This window comes from Pseudomonas sp. PB103 (assembly GCF_009764635.1).
Lineage (GTDB): Bacteria > Pseudomonadota > Gammaproteobacteria > Pseudomonadales > Pseudomonadaceae > Aquipseudomonas.
Window position 1 is genome coordinate 25,967 of sequence record NZ_RWIL01000126.1, and the last position, 19,768, is coordinate 45,734.

Genomic DNA, 19,768 nt, shown 5'->3' on the forward strand with positions numbered 1-19,768 from the left:
GTGTTACGTCCTGCCGTGTGCTCCGGATTTTCTGTACCGAGCGCCACATGTAGATCATTCCCTTGAACAGACTCCACTTGTTGTCATTAGAGAACCCGAAGCGTAGAGGGGACTGGCGAATCTGCAATCAACGGAGTGTTTCTGAAAGGTTCCGTACTGCCCAAATGGCAAACCTCAAATCCCAGACACAAAAAAACCGGCCATCAAGGCCGGTTTTTTCTGTTCCTGCATCCCCCGTCAAAAACACAACGTGAGACAAAATCTGAGTGGAGCGGGTAGAGGGAATCGAACCCTCGTCGGAAGCTTGGGAAGCTACTGTTCTACCATTAAACTATACCCGCTCAGAGCGGCTGACTTTGTACCAGACTCGGCCAAGAATTTGAAGTTTTCTTTTGCAAAAGAGTGCTTTGAATCATTGGAAATAGTCAGTCGCGGGCGAGTGCTGCGGGTAATGATCGAAAAGCTCAACCCCACAGACTCGCTCGCGAAGACACTCTTTCAAATGGCCAATGCATGTTGATCCTGAACAAACGAGTAACGCGTTCGGCTGGTCTGCTGCGCCGGTTTCAGGAACCCGAGCAAGGCATTCTGGCTATCGCGGCACGCTGCCTTGTGCTCCATGTCGAGAAAGTGCCCCGTCGCTTGCAGGGTGGTGAACGTGCTCTGCGCCACATGGTTGCCGAACAGCCGTGCATCGTCGGCGGCGGTGTACTCGTCCCATTCGCCGTTTAGAAACAGCACCGGCACGTTGATCTTCTTCGCCGCATTCAAATAGCACTGACGATCGCTGTGCAGTACGTCGCTGATGTGGAAATGCATCTGCCCGTATTCGTGCTCGGCCAGGCTGCTGACGTGACGATAGTTGAAGCGCTTGAACAGTGACGGCAGGTGTTTGCCGATGGTGTTGTTGACCAAGTGGCCGACGCGGTCGCCGTCGCGCTGGCCGAGGTAGTCGACGCCGCGTTCGAGGTAATCGAGCATGTGTGCGTTGATCACCGGCGAGAACGAGCTGATCACGGCCCGTTCGATGCGCCGTGGCTGGTGGGCGAGGGCGACCAGCGTCGCGGCACCGCCCCAGGAAAACGACAGCACGTGCTCGGCAGCGAAGTGGTCGATCAGCTCCAGCAGAATCTGCCCTTCGACGTCCTTGGTCAGGTGTTTCTCGTGGCGGTTGTGCGCTTTTGATCGGCCCGCGTAAGGCTGGTCATAGCAAACCACGTTGAATTGGGGGTGCAGGTTTTTCACAGTCTGTGCAAACGACGCAGTCGTGGCCATCGAGCCGTTGACCAGGATGATGGTCTTTTCTGCGGCGTCTGCGCGATAGAACTCCGTGTAAACCCGATACTGACCCTGTATATCCAGCACAGCGATTTCTGGCCTCATGTCATAAGACTCCTGGCAAGCAAGCGGGTATGCGCGCAAATATAGATTGCACGAGCTTTGTGACAGGTAGGCATACGCCTGGAATTTGCTTGGCCCATGTCGATCCGTTACGGCAGGTCGACGGGTATTGTTATTGGCGGGCAGTCTGCCGGCTGAGGCGGAGCCTTGAAGGCTCTCTACCGGCAAAAAGTTTCTTAGAGGTATGTTGTGACTCGTCGGTCACAATCTGGCCGACGTCCTGATTCAAGCAGGGGAGTCGGGATCGCGCAAGTGCCGGTGGTAAATTGTTCGACAACTTCTGCTGAGCGGTCGCCGGCTTAGAACAAATGGATCTCTTCGGTGCGCAAAGCGCGGTACTCGCCCGGTTTTAGCGCGTTATCGAGCAACAGCGGGCCCATCGATTCGCGGTGCAGACGCAGGACTTTGTTGTTGAAGAAACCAAACATGCGCTTCACCTGATGGTAACGACCCTCGACGATGCTCAACCGCGCCGAGCGGGGGCCTAGCAGTTCCAGCTGCGCCGGTTGCGTGGTCAAATCCTCGAACGCGAAGTAGATCCCTTCCGCAAAGGTGATCGCATATTGCGCGCCAATTTCTTGCTCGGTCTCGACGTAATAGACCTTCGGCAATTTGGTCTGCGGCTGGGTCAGGCGTCGCGACCACGCGCCATCGTTGGTGATCAACATCAGGCCCGTCGTGTTGAAGTCCAGGCGTCCGGCGATGTGCAGGTCGTCCTTGTCCGGTTCATCGATCAGGTCGAGCACGGTAGGATGCTGCGGATCGCGGGTGGCGCTGACGCAGCCCGGTGGCTTGTGCAGCATGAAATAGCGCGCGGGTTTGCCGGCTTGCAGGATTTCGTCATCGACTTCGACGCGGCTGAATTCCACTACTTCGCTGTGCGGATCGCTGACGACTTTTCCGTCAATCCGCACGCGCTTTTCCACCAGCAACAAGCGAACCTGCTGACGGTTGTAGCGGGGCAGGTTGCTGAGGAAACGGTCGACGCGCATGTTCAGAGTTCAGTGATAGAAGGGGCGCGCATCTTACGGGATCAAGCGTTTGGCCGCTTGCAGTTGCGCCTCGACCTGCGCGCAACGCGGGCACAGGCAGGATTGGTTGCGCAACTCTGGCGGTAGCGCTTCGAGCACGGCCGGGTCGATAGTCACGGCATAGCACCAGCATTCGCGGTCAGCGGTGCGCGGATCGGCCAGGCTGCAGTCGTTACGGGCGCCGCAGGCCGGGCAATGGTCAGGTTTAATGTCGGAATCAGGCATAAGTCGAATAAGGCATTTCCACGCAGTTGCGGTTGCGGCCGGTTTGGCTGGCTCGGTACATCGCATGATCGGCCCGCGACAGCAGCCTGCGCAAGGTGTCATCGAACGAGGCGGCAGCCCGATGGCCAGTAATGACTGCCATATCTTCAGCGCGGAGCGCCGCTGATCTGATGCCTGTCGGGACTGGGCACTTGATCAATCCGCCTCAGTCAAATGTGTGTCGGCTGCTCTGTTCGGTTGCGGCCGTGGGTCTTTCAGGAGGCCGCCATGCGTATTCAAAAGATGTTGCTCGGTGCCGTTCTGGTTTTCGGCTTATCCGGTTGTTACTACTACGCCGGTCCCTACGATGCTTACCCTGCCACCTACTACTCTCCCGGCTATTACTCGCCTTATTACTACGGTGGTTATTACGGCCCGCGTTACTACGGCGGCGCCCGCTATTACTACGGCGGTTACGGTTATCGGGGTGGTTACGGACGGGGTTATCACGGCGGCGGATATCACGGAGGGCACCATTAATCAGCGCCTGAATGACGGCGACCGACGTATGAACAAGGTTTCATAAATCACTTGTTTCAACTTGTTGCAGGAACGCACCAGATTCGGAAAACGCTGTCAGATCTTTCGTCAGTCCCAGAATAAATGACTGACGCCTGCCAGCGTCGCTGGTGTGGCTGACTCGCGGTCCAAGGAGGCCGCCATGTATAGACGAATCCTACTGCTTGCTGCGTTGATGTTTTCCGTTGCCGGTTGCGTCCCTTACTCTTACGCGGACTCGTATTACAGTTCCGAGGTCTACACCTCACCCGCACCGGCTTACTACAACACGGGCGGCAATTATTACAGCGGTGGCGGCACGTATTACGCGCAACCACGCTACTACCAGCCAGCGCCGCGGTACTACCAGCAACCGCGCTACTACCAATCGGCGCCGCGTTACTACCAACCGGCACCGCGCTACTACGAGAGCCGTCGCTGGCACGACAACGATCGCGGGCGCTGGGATGGCCACCGTCGCGGCGGTTGGGATAGCGATCATCGCGGTCGCGGCAATTACGACCGTCACAGTGGACGTGGTGATCACAACGGACGTGGCAACCGCTGGTAACAAACTGCAAATGAAAAGCGGCGCATTGAGCGCCGCTTTTTTTGTGCCTGGATTTTAATACTGCGTCAGATCCGCCAACGGATGCCGCCCCTCCCAGGCCTTGTGAAAGTGCGCCTCAACCACCGCATCCGGCACATTGCTGATATCTGGCCAATGCCAGTGCGGCTTCTGATCCTTGTCGATCAAACGCGCGCGAACCCCTTCGCTGAACTCCGGATGCCGGCAACAATTGAGGCTCAGGGTGTATTCCATCTGAAAGACTTCGGCCAGCGACATGTGTCGAGCACGAATAATTTGCTCCCAGACCAAATGCGCGGTCAGCGGCGAGCCTTCGCTCATGGTCTTCGCGGCCCGGGCGATCAGCGGGTTGCTGCTGTCGCGTTGCAGGCTGATGGCTTTCCAGGCGCAGGCCACGTCGCTGACGTCGAGCAGTTCGTCGATCTGCTGACGACGCGGCAGCCACTGCGCTTCGGGCATGTGCGCCACGGCTTCCTGTTGCAGCGCTTTGAGCAGACTGTTGAGCTGCCGATCGATCTGTTCCTGCCAATTCAGCTGCAACAGACCTTCGATCAGCTCCGGCTGCTGTTCGTCGAGCAGGAAGCGGTCGGCCAGATCCAGATCGATCGCATCACGGCCATTCATGTGCGCGCCGGTCAGGCCCAGAAACAAGCCGAGCTTGCCCGGCAGTCGTGCGAGAAACCAACTGGCACCGACGTCCGGATACAGACCAATGGTGATTTCCGGCATTGCCAGGCGACTGCTCGGCGTGACGATCCGCGTGCTCGCGCCTTGCAACAGGCCCATGCCGCCGCCGAGCACATAGCCATGCCCCCAGCAGATCAGCGGTTTTGGATAGGTGTGCAGGCTGTAATCCAGACGATATTCCGCGCTGAAAAACTGCGCAGCCAGCGGCGGGACTTCGCCGGGATGAGCGCGGCAGGCTTCGACCAGGCTGCGCACTTCGCCGCCGGCGCAGAACGCCTTGGCACCATTGCCGCGTAACAGTACGCAGACGATTTGGGCATCCTTGGCCCAGGCGTCCAGTTTGTCGCTGAGGGCGTTGATCATTGGCAGGGACAGCGCGTTCAGCGATTTTTCAGCATCCAGGCTGGCGATACCGATGCGGGCGCCGTCGGTGCCGATGAGTTCTTCGAAGTGCAGATTCATCGTGACCTCGATCGGGAATTTGAACGATCAGTATGATCGCTGTGGGGGAAAGTGCCGGATCTGTGTCAGATCAATTGACAAGCGTGGCCGGCTTTCCTAGGGTTCGCCCCATTGTTTTTGCCGGGTATGACCATGACTGCTGACGACCGTATCAAACTCGAACCGAGCTGGAAGGAGGCACTGCGTGCTGAATTCGACCAGCCTTACATGGCAGAGTTGCGCAATTTTCTGCAGCAGGAGCGGGCGGCCGGCAAGGAAATCTATCCGCCGGGGCCAATGATTTTCAATGCGCTGAATTCGACGCCACTGGATAAAGTGAAAGTGGTGATCCTCGGCCAGGACCCGTATCACGGCCCGGGTCAGGCCCATGGCTTGTGCTTCTCGGTGCAACCGGGGGTGCCGGCGCCGCCATCGCTGGTCAACATCTATAAAGAGTTGAAACGCGACCTGAACATCGACATTCCCAATCACGGCTACCTGCAGAGCTGGGCCGATCAGGGGGTGTTGATGATCAACACAACGATGACCGTCGAGCGCGCCAACGCCAATGCGCACAAGGATAAGGGCTGGCAGTTTTTCACTGATCGGATCATTGAGTTGGTCAGCGAGCGTCAACCGCATCTGGTGTTCATGCTCTGGGGCGCGCATGCACAGAGCAAGCAGAAGCTGATCGATGCGACCAAGCATCTGGTGCTGACGTCGGTGCATCCGTCGCCGTTGTCGGCGTATCGCGGTTTTTTGGGTTGCGGGCACTTTAGCCGCACCAACAAGTTTCTTGAGCAGAATGGCGAGACGCCGATCGAGTGGCGCCTGCCGCCCATCTGATGGGGATCTGAAGGGCCCCATCGCTGGCAAGCCAGCTCCCACAGGTACTTGTGGGTGCCACAGTTTTTGTGCACAACCCAAAACCCTGTGGGAGCTGGCTTGCCAGCGATGGGGCAACTCGGTCTTACTCCGGAATACGATTCCAGTACTTGAACAACGGCTCAGCCAAAAACAGCACAAACAACAGCCGCATTACTTGCATCGCCGTCACCAGCGGCACCGACAATTGCAGCGTCTCCGCCGTCAGGCTCATCTCGGCAATCCCGCCAGGCATCATGCCCAGCGTCAGCGAGCGCAGATCCAGATGGGTCAACGCACTCAACCCCAACGCCGCCAGTGTCGCGATCAACATGGTCAGCGCCGTGCCGATCAACGTCCGCCCCATGAATGAAGGCGCACGGCGGAAGAACTGCCGGTTGAAGTGACAGCCCAAACCGCTGCCAATCAGCCACTGACCGATCTGACTGCCGCCATTGGGCAAACCGATGTGCAGATCCCAGCCAATGCTCACCGCCGCACTCACCAGCAACGGTCCGAACAGCCACGGATTGGGTTGACGCAAACGCTGCCAGAGCCACGCGAGCAAACCGCCCGCCGGAAACAGAATCGCCAGCCAGCGCCAATCGACGCTGCCAGCGTGTGAAATCGGATTACCGTCACCGAGCAGATACTTGAACGCCGCCGGCACGCACAGCACCACCACCAGAACACGCAAACTCTGCCCCGCCGCAACGTGGCTGAGCATCGCGCCATTACGCGCGCCAAGGTTGACCATCTCGCCAGAGCCGCCGGGCATGCTCGAAAAGAACGCCGTGGCGCGATCTTCACCGGTACGGCGCATCAACCACACGCCGACCACCGCCGACAAACTGGTGACCAGCGCGCCGAAGAAGATCAAGCCGAAATGACTGAGCACTTGCTCCATCACCACCGGGGTGAAGTGCAGGCCGATGCCGATGCCGACAATCCACTGGCCGCACTTGCGGCCGCCAGGGATTTCCGTAAGTTGCCACGGCGTCAGGCAGCGCACGAGGATGATCGCCAGCAACGAGCCGACCATCCACGGCAGTGGCCAGCCGATCTGGCTGGCGAGGTAACCGCCGAGCAGACCGACCAGCGGGGTTCCCCACCAGGATTTCAGTGAAGCGCGATCAAACATCGGCGATGGCGCGACGCGCGACCGAACGTTTGCGCCAGATGCGGATCAGCGGGAAGGCCAGCATCAGCGCGGTCAGCACCCAGACACCGAAGGTGATCGGGCTCGACCAGAGGATGTCCAGCGCACCGTTGGAAATCGACAGCGCACGACGCAGGTTCTGCTCCATCAGACCGCCGAGAATGAAGCCCAGCAATACCGGCGACAACGGGAAGTCGAGCTTGCGCAGGATGTAACCGAAGATGCCGATGCCGACCATCAGGAACAGGTCGAACGTGGTCGCGTGGACCGCGTAAACGCCGATCCCGGTGATGATCGCGATCACCGGCACCAGTGCCCAGTTCGGCACGGCAAGGATGCGGGTGAAGATGCGGATCATCGGGATGTTGAGGATCACCAGCATGATGTTGGCGATGAACAACGACGCGATCAGGCCCCAGACGATGTCCGGTTGTTGCTGGAACAGCAGCGGGCCCGGGGTGATGTTGTACAACGACAGGGCGCCGATCATCACCGCTGTGGTGCCCGAACCTGGCACACCCAGTGTCAGCATCGGCACCAGTGCGCCACAGGCCGAAGCACCGATGGCCGTTTCCGGAGCGGCGAGGCCACGGGCATCACCCTGACCGAATTTGCCGCTGGCACCGGCGATGCGTTTTTCGGTCATGTAAGCCACGGCGCTGGCCAGCGTCGCGCCGGCACCCGGCAATACGCCCATGATGAACCCGAGCAGACCGCAACGAATGTTCACCACGAACACCGACGAGGCTTCCTTGAAGTTGAACATCATCCGCCCGGTGGCTTTCACCGCTTCCTGGCCGCGATGGGTTTTCTCCAGCAGTAACAGAATCTCACTGATCGAGAACAGGCCCAGCACCAGCACGACAAATTGAATGCCGTCGGTGAGGTGAATGTTGTCGCCGGTGAAGCGGTAAACACCGCTGTTGGCATCGATGCCGACGCTCGACAGGAACAGACCGATCAACGCGGCGATGAAGGTTTTCAACGGTCGATCACCGGCCATGCCGCCCAGGCAGACAATGGCAAACACCATCAACACGAAGTATTCCGCCGGGCCGAAAGCAATCGCCCATTTCGCCAGCAACGGGGCGAACAGCACCATGCCGCACGTGGCAATAAACGCGCCGATGAACGAACTCCACGCCGACAGTGACAGCGCTACACCGGCGAGGCCTTTACGGGCCATCGGGTAACCGTCGAGGGTGGTCATCACGGTGGAGGCTTCACCCGGAATGTTCAGCAGGATTGAACTGATCCGACCGCCGTATTCGCAGCCCAGATACACCGCTGCCAACAGAATCAACGCCGATTCCGGTGGCAGGCCGAGGGCGAATGCGATCGGAATCAGCAAGGCCACGCCATTGATCGGGCCAAGGCCCGGCAGCAAGCCGACGACGGTGCCGATCAACGTACCGGTCAACGCTGTGACCAGGTTGTACGGGCTCAGCGCAACGCCGAAGCCTTGACCCAAATAACCGAGGGTATCCATATCAGTTCTCCAGCACGTCGAGCAGGCCAAGGGGCAGCGGGACTTCCATCACGCGGTCGAACAGCAGGTACAGACCGATGGCCATCAGCGAGGTCACCACAATGCTCGGCACCCAGCGACCGCCATACAGGCGCGCCATCGGGATGCCGATAAGGATGCTGCTGAGGATGAAGCCCAGCGGTTCGAACAGGCCGGCGAACACCAGCAGCAATGCGACGCAAATGGCGATCTTGGTCAGGGTTTCGCGGTCCAGTGGCGGCTCGTCTTCACTGTGTTTAATCGCGGCCGGGCGGAACACCATGTACAGCAGCGCCACGCCCATCAGGCCGAGCATCAGCAGTGGGAAGGCGCGCGGGCCGACGGGTTCGTAGGAAAAAGCCGCTTGGTACGGCCATGCCATCAGTGCCAGGCCGACACAGACCAGCAACAGCACCGAGGCGAAAATGCGTTGAATAAGCATGGGAGCTCCTGTGCCGCGTCCCCGCAATCGGGAACGCAGCCGCTAGACAGAGACGATCACTGGATCAGGCCGAACTCTTTGGCCAGCACTTTGTAGTCGGCAACTTGCTTCTTCACGTAGGTGTCGAGTTCCGGGCCGGTCATGGCGAACGGAAACAGTTCACGCTGATCGCGCAGCTTGGCGAACTCGTCGGAGGCCAGCAGTTTGTCGAACGAGTCTTTCCACCAGGCGTAGTCTTCGTCGCTGACTTTTGGCCCCAGGTAGAAGCCGCGAACCACCGGCCAGACGATGTCGTAGCCTTGCTCGCGAGCGGTCGGGATGTCTTTCATTTCCGGCTCGTCGAGGCGCTTGTCGGCGAACACCGCGAGCAGGCGCATGTCGCCGCTCTGGATGTGCGGCATGGAGTCGGAGATGTCGGTACTGCCGACCTGGATGTGACCACCGAGCAGGGCGGTAGCGATTTCGCCGCCGCCTTCGAGGGCGACATAGCGCAGGTCGCGCGGGTTGATCCCGGCAGCCTTGGCGATCAGTGCGGTTTGCATCCAGTCCTGGCTGCCAACGGTGCCGCCGGAACCAATGACTACCGAGCTTGGATCTTTCTTCAATGCCTGAACGAGATCGTCGAGGGTCTTGTAGGGCGAATCGCTTTTCACCGCGATGGCGCCGTAGCTGGTACCGACAGCCGCGAGCCAGCGCACGTTGGTTTCATCGAAACGCCCGAACTTGCCTTGCGCCAGGTTCAGCAACGAACCGCTCGACCACGCGACAAGCGTGCCGGCATCGGCCGGACGCTGCGCGACCACCGCGTTGTACGCCACTGCGCCGACACCGCCAGGCATGTAAGTCACGCGCATCGGTTTGCTCAGCAGTTTCTGGTTGACCAGTGCGCTCTGCACCAGTTTGCAGGTCAGGTCGAAACCACCACCCGGCGATGCCGGCGCAATGCATTCCGGACGTTTCGGTTCGGCCATCAACTGCCCGGCCACCAGCATCATGCCGGCCGCCAAAGCAACTTTACGCAGTGAAAAATTCATTGGTCTCTCCACAGTTTTCTTGTTGTAAGGACTTTTGTGTAGGAGCTGCCGAAGGCTGCGATCTTTTGATCTTTTGATCTTTTGATCTTTTGATCTTTTGATCTCCCGACCACAACACCAAGGCATTTCAATCAATTACCAAAGGGCAACGCTATAGCTCACCAGCAACCGCACTTCATCCGCATCGCGAGCCGAGTAATTGGAACGGTAAGTGGCATTCCTCAAACGCACGGCGACATCCTTCAAGGCGCCGCTTTGTACTACATATTTGATCTCGGTGTTGCGCTCCCACTCTTTGCCTTCCTCGCCGGTCTTGAGCTTGATGTTGTCACCGCTCAAGTAGCGGCTCATGAAGCTCAGGCCAGGGATGCCGAGTTTGGCGAAGTCGAAGTCGTAGCGTGCCTGCCAGGAGCGTTCTTCAGCGCCGGCGAAGTCGTTGATCTGCACGAAGTTGACCAGGTACGGGTCGCTGCCATCGACATACGGGAACGCGCTGTCGCCAGACATGTGCTGATAACCGGCGCTGAACTTGTGGCCGCTCAGCGCGTAGCTGACCAGACCGTTGAGCGAGCGGTTGTCGATTTCGCCGCCACGGGCTGCGCCCTGATCATCACTGACGGCAAAGCGCAGGTCAGTGGCGAACGTGCCCGGGCCCATCGGCCGCGAGGCAACCAAGCCGAAGAAGTGCTGGTTGTAGACTTCGTCGAGTTGCGCGAAGTGGTAACTGCCGGTGATCTTGTCGGTGAACTTGTAATCCACGCCGCCAAAATCGAAGTGCTTGCCGGCAGCGGTGCCAGCGAAACGGCTGTTCTTGTTATTGAGGGCGATGTCCTCGAAATCGGTGCTGTCGCGATCCTTGGCTTTCTCCAGTCGGCCACCGGTGAAGGTCAGGTTCTTGATCTCTTTGGAGGTCAGCAAACCGCCTTCAAAGGTTTGCGGCAGGATGCGCCCGTCGTTGGGCTTGAGGATTGGCAGTTCAGGAATCAGGCTGCCGATTTTAAGTTCCGTGGCGGAGATTTTTACTTTGCCGGTCAGGCCAACCTTTGAGTATTCGTCTGCTGCGCGCCCGTCGTCATGGGTCGGCAACAAACCGGTGCCGGTGCGGTCCGGGCTCGAATCGAGTTTGACCCCGAGCATGCCCAGCGCATCGACACCGAAGCCCACGGTGCCATCGGTGTAACCCGATTGCAGATTGAGCATGAAGCCCTGGGCCCATTCGTCACGCTTGGATTGCTGGGCGCTGGTGCCATCGCGAAAGTCGCGGTTGAAATACATGTTGCGGGTTTCGAAGGTGGCGCTGCTGTCTTCAATGAAGTCGGCAAAACTCAGTGGCGAAAAACCGGCAAGGGCGGCGGCACTGGCGAGAGCGGTGTGGCTGAAACGGGAAGGGCGAACAGGCGTGGATGCCTGCGGCTGCATGGACGGCATGCGGGTGTACTCCGTTTATTGTTCTTATTGGTCGAAAACGCTTCGTGGCGTTTTTCGTATCGCTGTGTGGCAGCAGCGACGGCAGCCGGGACTGTCCGTGGGCCGACTCTAACCGGCTAACCTTTCGCTAACCTTTCAGCTGACTTTCAATGTTTTCGGGCTTCACAGCGGCGGTTGCGGCTGTAAACTCCGCGACAAAGAGTGGCGCCGGCCACCCCTGAACGAGGTAAAAATCCATGCGTGTTCTGCTCGTCGAAGACCATCTGCAACTGGCCGAAAGTGTCGCCCAGGCGCTCAAGAGCACCGGTCTGACCGTGGACGTGTTGCACGATGGCGTGGCTGCTGACCTGGCATTGAGCAGCGAGGAATATGCCGTGGCGATCCTCGATGTCGGCCTGCCGCGCATGGACGGATTTGAAGTGCTGGCGCGTCTGCGTGCCCGTGGAAAAAATCTGCCGGTGCTGATGCTGACGGCGCGCAGTGATGTGAAAGATCGCGTGCACGGCCTCAATCTGGGGGCTGACGATTACCTCGCCAAACCGTTTGAACTGACTGAGCTGGAGGCGCGGGTCAAAGCCCTGCTGCGGCGCAGCGTGCTTGGCGGCGAACGTCAGCAGCGTTGTGGCGTGCTGGCCTACGACCTCGACACCCGACGCTTCACTCTTGGCGAAGATTTGCTGACCCTGACGTCCCGCGAGCAAGCGGTGCTGGAAGCGTTGATCGCCCGACCGGGGCGGGTGATGAGCAAAGAGCAACTGGCCGCGCAGGTGTTTGGCCTCGATGAGGAGGCCAGCCCGGACGCCATCGAAATCTACGTGCACCGTTTGCGCAAGAAACTCGACGGACAGCCCGTCGCCATCGTGACCTTCCGGGGCCTCGGTTACCTGCTGGAAAGCCGCGATGCATAAGCCCAGCAGCCTGCGCTGGCGGTTGCTGTGGAACCTCGCGTTATTGCTGGTGGTGTTGATGCTCGCCAGTGGTTTGAGCGCTTACTGGAACGGGCGCGAAGCCGCCGACACGGCGTACGACCGCACCTTGCTGGCCTCGGCGCGGACCATTGCGGCCGGTTTGTCGCAGCGTGACGGCAGCCTCAGCGCCGATGTGCCTTACGTGGCCCTCGATACGTTCGCCTACGACAGCGCCGGGCGGATTTATTACCAGGTCAACGACATTCATCAAAAGCTGATTTCCGGCTACGAAAACCTTCCCGGCCCGCCGCCCGGCACCAAGCGCACGGACAGTTATCCGGCGCTGGCACGGTTCTACAACGCCACCTACAACGGCCAGAACGTGCGCGTGGTCAGCCTGCTGAAAGCGGTCACCGAGCCCAACATGAACGGCATGGCGGAAATCCGTGTTGCCGAAACCGACGAAGCACGCGTGAGCATGGCGCGCAGTCTGGCAGCCGACACGTTGTTGCGTTTGGGCATGTTGGCAATCGGTGCGTTGCTATTGGTCTGGTTCGCTGTCAGTGCGGCATTGCGACCGCTTGAGCGTTTGCGCACCGCTGTGGAAGAACGTCAGCCCGATGATTTGCGGCCATTGCCACTGGTCGAAGTGCAGCATGAGTTATGGCCATTGGTGCGCGCCCTCAACCACTTCACCGAGCGCTTGCGTGGGCAGTTCGAGCGACAGGCGCAGTTCATTGCCGACGCGGCGCATGAATTGCGCACGCCGTTGGCGGCATTGAAGGCGCGGCTGGAGTTGGGCCTGCGCTCGAATGAACCGGAAACCTGGCGCACGACGTTGGAATCCTCGGCGCAAAGCACCGATCGCCTGACTCATTTGGCCAATCAATTGTTGTCGCTGGCGCGCGTAGAAAACGGTGCGCGGGCGATTGCCGAGGGCGGCGCGCAGTTGCTTGATCTGAGCCAATTGGCGCGGGAACTGGGCATGGCCATGGCACCCTTGGCGCACAAGCGCGGGGTGGCATTGGCATTGGAGGCGGATGAGCCGGTGTGGCTGCGCGGTGAACCGACGTTGCTCAATGAGCTGCTGAGCAATCTGGTGGATAACGCCCTGGCGCACACGCCACCGGGCGGCAATGTGATTTTGCGCGTGACGGCGCCGGCGGTGCTTGAGGTGGAAGACGACGGGCCGGGGATTCCTCTGGAGGAGCGCGATCGGGTGTTCGAGCGATTCTACCGACGCAATCAGCAGGTGGCCGGATCAGGGCTTGGGCTGGCGATTGTGGGAGAAATCTGCCGGGCGCATCTGGCGCAGATCAGTCTGCATGATGGCGAGGAGGCGGGGTTGAAGGTGCGGGTCAGCTTTGTTGCCGGGTGATCGGCAAGTTGGCTTTTGTGGCGAGGGGATTTATCCCCGATCGGCTGCGCAGCAGTCGCAATTCCTCAATTTACGGTGTGTCAGGTAAACCGAGTCGACTGATTTTAGGGTCGCTTCGCAATCCATCGGGGATAAATCCCCTCGCCACAAATTTTAGTAAAACATCGTCCGCGATTCTTCCAGATCCGCGCACAGTTCCTTGTTGTCCGGGTCAATCCCAAGCTTCCTGAACGCCGGCACGCTCAACGGATCAATCCGCGCAAACGGATGATCGGTGCCCTTGCGGCAATACAGGCTCGCCACTTGCACCAGATCGACGTAATCGACCTCTGCCGAATCTCGTTTGAAATCCTGATATAGCCCCGGCAGTTCCACCAATCGTTCGGGAAACTCCCAGACGCGCAGCAGTTTGTCGCCGAGCAACGGATGAATGTGGTCGATTACATGGTTGAGGCTGACCGGATCCGACAGCAGTTCGTAGTGATCTTCGGCGTACGTCAGAATCGGCAGCACGCCGATCTGATGCACCAGACCGCCGAGCGCTGCTTGATCCGGCTTGAGTTGGGTGTAGCGACGGCACAGCGCGTAGCTGACCCCGGCGATCTCCAGACTGCTGCGCCAGACTTCACGCATTTTCTGTTCGACCACCTCGGAGCGCGCGTGGAAAATCTGCTCCATCACCAGGCCGATCGCCAGGTTGCTGCTGTAGTTGATTCCCAACCGGGTGATGGCGGTGTGCAGGTCGGTGACTTCCTGCGCGGCGCGCAGCAACGGGCTGTTGACCACTTTGATCAGGCGCGCCGACAGCGCCGTGTCCCGGCCGATGACTTTGCTCAGATCGCTGACGCTGATTTCCGGGTCTTCAGCGGCCTTGCGAATTTGCAGGGCCACTTCCGGCAACGTGGGCAGAACCAGGTCATCGTTATCGATGGCCTCAACCAAATCCTGTTGGACCTTTTCCGCCAGTTCGCTCATTTAGACTCTCTAGGGTGTTGCAACAAATGCTGCGATCAGCGCTGGATTTCGCGGTCGCGATCCAGTTCATACGGCAGGTCGAGCAGATGCAGCGCAGGGCCTTCGAGGGCGCCCAGATGCAAATCACCGGCTTCGGCAGCTTCGGCTTGCAGCACCGCGAGGAGTTCAATGTTTTCGCCTGCGCTGGCGGCCAGTACCACTTCACCGATGGCGCTGTTGTGGCTCGGCGCAAACAGTTGTGTGCCTGGCTCCGGCAATTCGGTGGCGTTCAGGCTCAAGCGATACAGGCGACGCTTGAGTTTGCCCAGGTACTGCATGCGCGCGACGATTTCCTGGCCGGTGTAGCAGCCTTTCTTGAAGCTCACGCCGCCGACAGCTTGCAGGTTGAGCATCTGCGGGATGAACAACTCGCGGGTGCTCGGCATGACCTGCCCAATACCGGCACGGATCTGGCCCAGCAGCCATTGGTTCAGTTCACCTTGCGCGAGGATTGCCGCCAGTTTGGTCTTGATCGCATCAGCCTGATCCGCAGGCGCCCAGAGTTCGGCGCGATGCGGCGAGACGCGAATCGCGATCAGGCCTTCGTTGCGCACCACGCTGTCGGTTTCTGTTGGCAAGTCCAGACCGAGGCTGGTCAGGGCGCTGTCACCGTGCTCCAGGCCGAAGCGCACCCAGGCAGCACTTTCATCGGTCAGTTTCGACTTGGAGAACACCGCGTACTTTTTCAGGTCCGCCAGTTGCGGCTCGAGCAACTCACTGGCCATTGCCAGAACCACGCCGTCACCTTCGAGCAGAATGCGGAAACTCGACTGCATCCGGCCTTTCTGCGTGCAACGCGCGCCGAGGCTGGCGCGAGTGTCGCTGAGGTAATTGAGGTTGCAGGTCAGCTGGCCTTGCAGGAATTTTCCGGCATCCGCGCCGCGAACCGCGAGAACGCCTTCATGAGACAGGGTGCAGAAAAAAGCAGAATCGGCCATGGGTCATCGCAGGGTAAATAGACTGGGGCACATCATAAGGGGGCAGTGTTGAAATGGGTAGTTGATAAAGGATCGATGGTGCCCGACCAAAGCCGACTGTGCGACCCGTCTCGGGGCTGTATACTTGCCGCCAAATTTGAGGAGGGCCCCATGGTCGAACAAGTTGAACTGAATCGCCTCTTTTGGCACAGCCGTCGCGGCATGCTTGAGCTTGACGTATTGCTGGTGCCGTTCGTGAAGGAGGTTTACGCGACGTTGAACGAGGTGGATCGCGATCTGTATGTGCGTCTGCTGACGTGCGAGGATCAGGACATGTTCGGCTGGTTCATGGAGCGCAGCGAGTCTGAAGATCCGGAATTGCAGCGCATGGTTCGCATGATTCTGGATCGTGTCCAGCCCAAGTAATACGTTCGAATGCCGCTGGCATGCCTCTGGGCAGTTGCTGGCGGCGTATCTGTTGGCCCAGGCGTTCGCCCTGGGTGCTTTGTTTCTTCTGTCGATTCCGCTCTGGGCCAGTCTGCTCGGGGTTTTTGGCTGTCTGCTCCACGGGTTCTGGACATTGCCCAGGCAGATTCTGCTGACTCACCGGACGGCTTTTTGCGGATTGCGCCGCGATGCCGATGGCTGGCAGCTGTGGAATCAGGCGAAGGGCTGGCAAGCGGTGCAACTGCGCCCGGACAGTCTGGTGCTGCCACTGATCGTGGTGCTGCGCTTTCGTTTGCGCGGGGAATGGCGGGTACGATCGGTTTGTGTGCCGCGAGACTCGCAGGTCGCCGATGTGCATCGACGCCTGCGCGTGCGGCTCAAGTTCAGCCGACGTAGGTGGGCGGCACCAGAATAGTGTCGAGTGCCTCGGGCAGCATGTCCGGATAGTCGAGGGTGTAATGCAGGCCGCGACTTTCCTTGCGTTCCATCGCTGAGCAGATCATCAGTTCGGCGACTTGCGCCAGATTGCGCAGCTCGATCAGGTCACGGCTGACTTTATAGTTGCTGTAAAACTCGTCGATCTCGTCCAGCAGCAGGCGCACGCGATGTTGCGCCCGTTGCAGGCGCTTGTTGGTGCGCACGATGCCGACGTAGTCCCACATGAACCGGCGCAGTTCATCCCAGTTGTGCGCAATGATCACGTCTTCATCGGAGTCGGTCACCTGACTGGCGTCCCAGACGGGCAGGGCGCTTGGCGCATCGACATCGTCCAGTTGCGCGAGAATGTCCGCCGCTGCCGAACGGGCGTAGACGAAACATTCCAGCAACGAATTGCTGGCCATGCGGTTGGCGCCGTGCAGGCCGGTGAAGCTGGTTTCGCCGATGGCATACAAGCCCGGCACGTCGGTGCGGCCGTTCTGGTCGACCATCACGCCGCCGCAGGTGTAATGCGCGGCGGGTACAACCGGGATTGGCTGTTTAGTGATGTCGATGCCGAAACCGAGGCAGCGCTCATAAACAGTGGGGAAGTGCGTCTTGATGAAATCTTCGGGCTTGTGGCTGATGTCGAGATAAACGCAGTCGATGCCCAGGCGCTTCATTTCATGGTCGATGGCGCGGGCGACGATATCGCGCGGGGCCAGTTCGGCGCGCTTGTCAAAGCGGTACATGAAGCGTTCGCCGTTCGGCAGCTTCAAATGGGCGCCTTCGCCGCGCAGGGCTTCGGTAATAAGGAAGCTTTTCGCTTGCGGGTGATAGAGGCAGGTCGGGTGGAACTGATTGAATTCCAGGTTCGCCACGCGGCAGCCAGAGCGCCAGGCCATGGCAATGCCGTCACCGCAGGCGCCATCGGGGTTGCTGGTATAGAGGTAGACCTTGGCCGCGCCGCCCGAGGCGAGAATCACGAAGCGTGCGCCGTAGGTGTCGACTTCGCCGGTTTTGCGGTTCAGCACGTAGGCGCCGAGGCAGCGATCGCCGTCCATGCCCAGGCGGCGTTCAGTGATCAGATCGACGGCAACCCGCTGTTCGAGCAGTTCAACGTTTGAGCACTCCTTGGCTCGGGCCAGCAGGGTTTTGAAAATGGCCGCGCCAGTGGCATCGGCGGCGTGGATGATGCGCCGATGGCTGTGACCGCCTTCGCGGGTCAGGTGGAATTCGAAACCGCCGTCTTCCGTGCCGGACTGTTCGTCGCGGGTGAACGGTACGCCTTGGTCGATCAACCATTGAATGGCTTCACGGCTGTGCTCGACGGTAAAGCGCACAGCGTCTTCGTGGCACAGCCCGCCACCGGCGTTGAGGGTGTCGTCGACGTGGGATTCGACAGTATCGGTGTCGTCGAGAACGGCAGCGACGCCACCCTGGGCCCAGAAAGTGGAGCCGTTGGCGAGATCGCCTTTGCTTAAAACAGCAATGCGCAAATGACCCGGCAGGGTCAGCGCAAGACTCAAACCGGCAGCACCGCTGCCAATGACCAGAACATCATGTTGGAATTGTTGGCTCATTACAGGATTCCGCTCAAAGCGACCCGGGTCGGGGGTGGCGCAATTCGCCTGGATCGGCGAGTCAAGTCAGCCACACAGCCCACTAGTATATAGAGGGGTGGAGCGGCACAATAGCCGGGCCCATATGGCATTGTGAAACTACTGTGACGGGGAAAAGCGGGTGCTTCGTCGGAAGTTTTTTTCGGCTGCTGCCGGAAAAGACGACTGTATCGGCACTGAAACAGTGTTTTTCTGCCCAGGGTTGCCCATTGTCGGGTCGGCACGGCTATAAATAATTGGAACTTTTGCCAAAGGCCCAAGATCAATAGACGGTGCCAGAAACAAGGGACAGTATCGGCTTCAGTGCGGAATCTGTGGTTGAGGTTCCTGCCGGCGAATCCGATAACAAGATTATTCGCGCAGCCGGTTTATCCCGCGCTGCGTTTTTCGTGCGTGCCAAATCAGAGCCCGCAGGAAACTTGCCTGGAGGGGGAGAACTTTTGCGAAAAGCCCGAGTCTATGTTTGCAAGTCTGGTCGTTTAGTTATGCAAGTCTCCTTCGGGCTTATCGAGGAGTGTTCATGCTAACCCAGGAAGAGGATCAGCAGCTGGTCGAGCGCGTTCAACGCGGCGACAAGCGAGCTTTCGATCTGTTGGTGCTGAAATATCAGCACAAGATTCTCGGGTTGATCGTGCGTTTCGTGCACGACACCCATGAAGCCCAGGACGTGGCTCAGGAAGCCTTTATCAAGGCGTATCGAGCACTTGGAAACTTTCGCGGCGACAGTGCGTTTTATACGTGGCTGTACCGTATTGCCATTAACACGGCGAAGAACTACCTGGTTTCTCGCGGCCGTCGGCCGCCGGATAGCGATGTAAGTTCAGAGGATGCAGAGTTCTACGATGGCGATCACGGCCTCAAGGATCTCGAATCACCAGAACGTGCACTGCTGCGGGATGAGATCGAAGGCACCGTCCATCGAACCATTCAGCAACTGCCAGAGGATTTGCGTACGGCGTTAACTTTACGTGAATTCGATGGTCTGAGTTACGAGGACATTGCGAGCGTCATGCAGTGTCCGGTGGGTACCGTGCGCTCCCGGATTTTCCGCGCCCGGGAGGCCATCGATAAAGCCCTGCAGCCGTTGTTGCAGGAAAACTGAGACAGCGGCGACAGCCAAGAGAGGAACGCCATGAGTCGTGAAGCCCTGCAGGAATCGCTGTCCGCAGTGATGGATAACGAAGCGGACGAACTGGAATTGCGTCGAGTGATTAATGCACTTGATGACGTCGAAACCCGTGAGACCTGGGCTCGTTACCAGATCGCTCGGGCAGCTATGCACAAGGATCTGCTGCTGCCACGTCTGGACATCGCTGCGGCAGTATCTGCTGCACTGGAAGACGAAACGGCTCCGGCCAAAGTATCGCGTAGCCCATGGCGCAACCTCGGCCGTCTGGCTGTAGCCGCCTCGGTAACTGTTGCCGTTCTGGCCGGTGTTCGCCTGTACAACCAGGACGAAATCGCTGGTGTTGAACTGGCTCAGCAATCCAATCAGCCAACCCTGGCCACCCCACAGGTGAAAGGTCCGGCTGTTCTGGCAGGCTATAGTGAGAGTTCCGAAGCCACTGGCCCTATGGCCAACGGCGTACTGCAAGGTCAACCGGGCTGGCACGATCAGCGTCTGCCAGGTTACCTGCGTCAGCACGCTCAACAGGCTGCACTGAAAGGTACTGAAAGCGCGCTGCCATACGCACGTGCAGCAAGCCTGGAAAACCGTTAA

The 19,768-nt window shown here is 59.3% G+C and carries 21 protein-coding genes and 1 tRNA gene; 9 read left to right on the forward strand and 13 right to left on the reverse strand.

What is annotated here, in order from left to right; genetic code table 11:
* Positions 1 to 267 precede the first annotated feature (267 nt).
* The 4 genes from EJA70_RS22790 to EJA70_RS22805 form a co-directional block, all read right to left on the reverse strand.
* Positions 268 to 341: transfer RNA gene (locus tag EJA70_RS22790), tRNA-Gly, on the reverse strand.
* A gap of 157 nt (positions 342 to 498) precedes the next feature.
* Positions 499 to 1,383 (reverse strand): alpha/beta fold hydrolase, encoded by an 885-nt coding sequence (locus EJA70_RS22795; RefSeq protein WP_008083543.1) that lies wholly within the window; start codon positions 1,381 to 1,383, stop codon positions 499 to 501.
* A gap of 317 nt (positions 1,384 to 1,700) precedes the next feature.
* Entirely contained in the window at positions 1,701 to 2,393 is a 693-nt protein-coding gene (locus EJA70_RS22800; protein WP_158833686.1) for a pseudouridine synthase, read from the reverse strand.
* A 33-nt stretch (positions 2,394 to 2,426) separates the two neighbouring features.
* A complete protein-coding gene (locus EJA70_RS22805) occupies positions 2,427 to 2,657 on the reverse strand; it encodes a cysteine-rich CWC family protein (protein WP_158833688.1) in 231 nt (76 codons plus the stop codon).
* Between the two features lie 267 nt (positions 2,658 to 2,924).
* Between EJA70_RS22805 and EJA70_RS22815 the strand changes: the two genes are divergently transcribed.
* Both EJA70_RS22815 and EJA70_RS22820 read left to right on the forward strand, forming a co-directional pair.
* Complete coding sequence (locus EJA70_RS22815; protein ID WP_008083549.1) at positions 2,925 to 3,176, forward strand: hypothetical protein; 252 nt, start codon at positions 2,925 to 2,927, stop codon at positions 3,174 to 3,176.
* A 181-nt stretch (positions 3,177 to 3,357) separates the two neighbouring features.
* On the forward strand, positions 3,358 to 3,765 hold the full coding sequence (locus EJA70_RS22820; RefSeq protein WP_158833690.1) for a hypothetical protein: 408 nt from the start codon (positions 3,358 to 3,360) through the stop codon (positions 3,763 to 3,765).
* 54 nt (positions 3,766 to 3,819) lie between these two features.
* On the opposite strand, the gene EJA70_RS22825 is transcribed toward EJA70_RS22820, so the two are convergent.
* A complete protein-coding gene (locus tag EJA70_RS22825) occupies positions 3,820 to 4,932 on the reverse strand; it encodes an enoyl-CoA hydratase/isomerase family protein (protein WP_158833692.1) in 1,113 nt (370 codons plus the stop codon).
* 132 nt (positions 4,933 to 5,064) lie between these two features.
* Between EJA70_RS22825 and ung the strand changes: the two genes are divergently transcribed.
* The gene (gene ung, locus EJA70_RS22830) at positions 5,065 to 5,757 is read left to right on the forward strand and encodes a uracil-DNA glycosylase (RefSeq protein WP_008083553.1); all 693 of its coding nucleotides are present in this window, start codon (positions 5,065 to 5,067) and stop codon (positions 5,755 to 5,757) included.
* Positions 5,758 to 5,881: 124 nt separating this feature from the next.
* On the opposite strand, the gene EJA70_RS22835 is transcribed toward ung, so the two are convergent.
* The 5 genes from EJA70_RS22835 to EJA70_RS22855 form a co-directional block, all read right to left on the reverse strand.
* Positions 5,882 to 6,916 carry an AbrB family transcriptional regulator gene (locus tag EJA70_RS22835; RefSeq protein WP_158833694.1) on the reverse strand — a complete coding sequence of 345 codons (1,035 nt, stop codon included), beginning with the start codon at positions 6,914 to 6,916 and terminating at the stop codon, positions 5,882 to 5,884.
* Positions 6,909 to 8,423, reverse strand: a complete 1,515-nt coding sequence (locus EJA70_RS22840) for a tripartite tricarboxylate transporter permease (protein WP_122591671.1) — start codon at positions 8,421 to 8,423, stop codon at positions 6,909 to 6,911. Before EJA70_RS22840 ends, EJA70_RS22835 begins: the two co-directional genes overlap by 8 nt.
* 1 nt (position 8,424) lies before the next feature.
* The gene (locus EJA70_RS22845) at positions 8,425 to 8,883 is read right to left on the reverse strand and encodes a tripartite tricarboxylate transporter TctB family protein (RefSeq protein ID WP_122591673.1); all 459 of its coding nucleotides are present in this window, start codon (positions 8,881 to 8,883) and stop codon (positions 8,425 to 8,427) included.
* A 56-nt stretch (positions 8,884 to 8,939) separates the two neighbouring features.
* Complete coding sequence (locus tag EJA70_RS22850; protein ID WP_008083562.1) at positions 8,940 to 9,917, reverse strand: tripartite tricarboxylate transporter substrate binding protein; 978 nt, start codon at positions 9,915 to 9,917, stop codon at positions 8,940 to 8,942.
* Between the two features lie 135 nt (positions 9,918 to 10,052).
* Positions 10,053 to 11,345 (reverse strand): OprD family porin, encoded by a 1,293-nt coding sequence (locus EJA70_RS22855; protein ID WP_158833697.1) that lies wholly within the window; start codon positions 11,343 to 11,345, stop codon positions 10,053 to 10,055.
* 236 nt (positions 11,346 to 11,581) lie between these two features.
* Here EJA70_RS22855 and EJA70_RS22860 point away from each other — a divergent pair, with 236 nt between their 5' ends.
* On the forward strand, positions 11,582 to 12,253 hold the full coding sequence (locus tag EJA70_RS22860; RefSeq protein WP_008083565.1) for a response regulator: 672 nt from the start codon (positions 11,582 to 11,584) through the stop codon (positions 12,251 to 12,253).
* Positions 12,246 to 13,631: a sensor histidine kinase gene (locus tag EJA70_RS22865; RefSeq protein ID WP_008083567.1), complete on the forward strand. Its 1,386-nt coding sequence runs from the start codon at positions 12,246 to 12,248 to the stop codon at positions 13,629 to 13,631. The genes EJA70_RS22860 and EJA70_RS22865 overlap by 8 nt, the downstream gene beginning before the upstream one ends.
* 153 nt (positions 13,632 to 13,784) lie before the next feature.
* On the opposite strand, the gene EJA70_RS22870 is transcribed toward EJA70_RS22865, so the two are convergent.
* Positions 13,785 to 14,606, reverse strand: a complete 822-nt coding sequence (locus tag EJA70_RS22870) for an HDOD domain-containing protein (protein WP_158833699.1) — start codon at positions 14,604 to 14,606, stop codon at positions 13,785 to 13,787.
* Positions 14,607 to 14,641: 35 nt separating this feature from the next.
* On the reverse strand, positions 14,642 to 15,583 hold the full coding sequence (locus tag EJA70_RS22875; RefSeq protein WP_158833701.1) for a folate-binding protein YgfZ: 942 nt from the start codon (positions 15,581 to 15,583) through the stop codon (positions 14,642 to 14,644).
* A 150-nt stretch (positions 15,584 to 15,733) separates the two neighbouring features.
* On the opposite strand from EJA70_RS22875, the gene EJA70_RS22880 reads away from it, so the two are divergent.
* Complete coding sequence (locus EJA70_RS22880) at positions 15,734 to 15,988, forward strand: succinate dehydrogenase assembly factor 2 (protein ID WP_008077801.1); 255 nt, start codon at positions 15,734 to 15,736, stop codon at positions 15,986 to 15,988.
* On the forward strand, positions 15,972 to 16,424 hold the full coding sequence (locus tag EJA70_RS22885; RefSeq protein WP_158833703.1) for a protein YgfX: 453 nt from the start codon (positions 15,972 to 15,974) through the stop codon (positions 16,422 to 16,424). The genes EJA70_RS22880 and EJA70_RS22885 overlap by 17 nt, the downstream gene beginning before the upstream one ends.
* On the opposite strand, the gene nadB is transcribed toward EJA70_RS22885, so the two are convergent.
* A complete protein-coding gene (gene nadB, locus EJA70_RS22890; protein WP_158833705.1) occupies positions 16,393 to 18,009 on the reverse strand; it encodes an L-aspartate oxidase in 1,617 nt (538 codons plus the stop codon). The genes EJA70_RS22885 and nadB overlap by 32 nt on opposite strands.
* Positions 18,010 to 18,568: 559 nt before the next feature.
* Between nadB and rpoE the strand changes: the two genes are divergently transcribed.
* Complete coding sequence (gene rpoE, locus EJA70_RS22895) at positions 18,569 to 19,150, forward strand: RNA polymerase sigma factor RpoE (protein WP_003172477.1); 582 nt, start codon at positions 18,569 to 18,571, stop codon at positions 19,148 to 19,150.
* Between the two features lie 30 nt (positions 19,151 to 19,180).
* Positions 19,181 to 19,768, forward strand: coding sequence for a sigma-E factor negative regulatory protein (locus tag EJA70_RS22900; RefSeq protein WP_064388462.1), 588 nt, complete (start codon positions 19,181 to 19,183; stop codon positions 19,766 to 19,768).

Excerpts from the sequence above, each read along its gene's own strand:
- EJA70_RS22875 (WP_158833701.1), bottom strand. The coding sequence starts at position 15,583 with ATGGCCGATTCTGCTTTTTTCTGCACCCTGTCTCATGAAGGCGTTCTC.
- ung (WP_008083553.1), top strand. The coding sequence starts at position 5,065 with ATGACTGCTGACGACCGTATCAAACTCGAACCGAGCTGGAAGGAGGCA.
- EJA70_RS22815 (WP_008083549.1), top strand. The coding sequence starts at position 2,925 with ATGCGTATTCAAAAGATGTTGCTCGGTGCCGTTCTGGTTTTCGGCTTA.
- EJA70_RS22835 (WP_158833694.1), bottom strand. The coding sequence starts at position 6,916 with ATGTTTGATCGCGCTTCACTGAAATCCTGGTGGGGAACCCCGCTGGTC.
- EJA70_RS22880 (WP_008077801.1), top strand. The coding sequence starts at position 15,734 with ATGGTCGAACAAGTTGAACTGAATCGCCTCTTTTGGCACAGCCGTCGC.
- EJA70_RS22865 (WP_008083567.1), top strand. The coding sequence starts at position 12,246 with ATGCATAAGCCCAGCAGCCTGCGCTGGCGGTTGCTGTGGAACCTCGCG.
- EJA70_RS22855 (WP_158833697.1), bottom strand. The coding sequence starts at position 11,345 with ATGCCGTCCATGCAGCCGCAGGCATCCACGCCTGTTCGCCCTTCCCGT.
- EJA70_RS22845 (WP_122591673.1), bottom strand. The coding sequence starts at position 8,883 with ATGCTTATTCAACGCATTTTCGCCTCGGTGCTGTTGCTGGTCTGTGTC.
- EJA70_RS22870 (WP_158833699.1), bottom strand. The coding sequence starts at position 14,606 with ATGAGCGAACTGGCGGAAAAGGTCCAACAGGATTTGGTTGAGGCCATC.
- EJA70_RS22820 (WP_158833690.1), top strand. The coding sequence starts at position 3,358 with ATGTATAGACGAATCCTACTGCTTGCTGCGTTGATGTTTTCCGTTGCC.
- EJA70_RS22850 (WP_008083562.1), bottom strand. The coding sequence starts at position 9,917 with ATGAATTTTTCACTGCGTAAAGTTGCTTTGGCGGCCGGCATGATGCTG.
- EJA70_RS22860 (WP_008083565.1), top strand. The coding sequence starts at position 11,582 with ATGCGTGTTCTGCTCGTCGAAGACCATCTGCAACTGGCCGAAAGTGTC.
- EJA70_RS22900 (WP_064388462.1), top strand. The coding sequence starts at position 19,181 with ATGAGTCGTGAAGCCCTGCAGGAATCGCTGTCCGCAGTGATGGATAAC.
- EJA70_RS22805 (WP_158833688.1), bottom strand. The coding sequence starts at position 2,657 with ATGCCTGATTCCGACATTAAACCTGACCATTGCCCGGCCTGCGGCGCC.
- EJA70_RS22825 (WP_158833692.1), bottom strand. The coding sequence starts at position 4,932 with ATGAATCTGCACTTCGAAGAACTCATCGGCACCGACGGCGCCCGCATC.
- EJA70_RS22800 (WP_158833686.1), bottom strand. The coding sequence starts at position 2,393 with ATGCGCGTCGACCGTTTCCTCAGCAACCTGCCCCGCTACAACCGTCAG.
- EJA70_RS22840 (WP_122591671.1), bottom strand. The coding sequence starts at position 8,423 with ATGGATACCCTCGGTTATTTGGGTCAAGGCTTCGGCGTTGCGCTGAGC.
- EJA70_RS22795 (WP_008083543.1), bottom strand. The coding sequence starts at position 1,383 with ATGAGGCCAGAAATCGCTGTGCTGGATATACAGGGTCAGTATCGGGTT.
- nadB (WP_158833705.1), bottom strand. The coding sequence starts at position 18,009 with ATGAGCCAACAATTCCAACATGATGTTCTGGTCATTGGCAGCGGTGCT.
- rpoE (WP_003172477.1), top strand. The coding sequence starts at position 18,569 with ATGCTAACCCAGGAAGAGGATCAGCAGCTGGTCGAGCGCGTTCAACGC.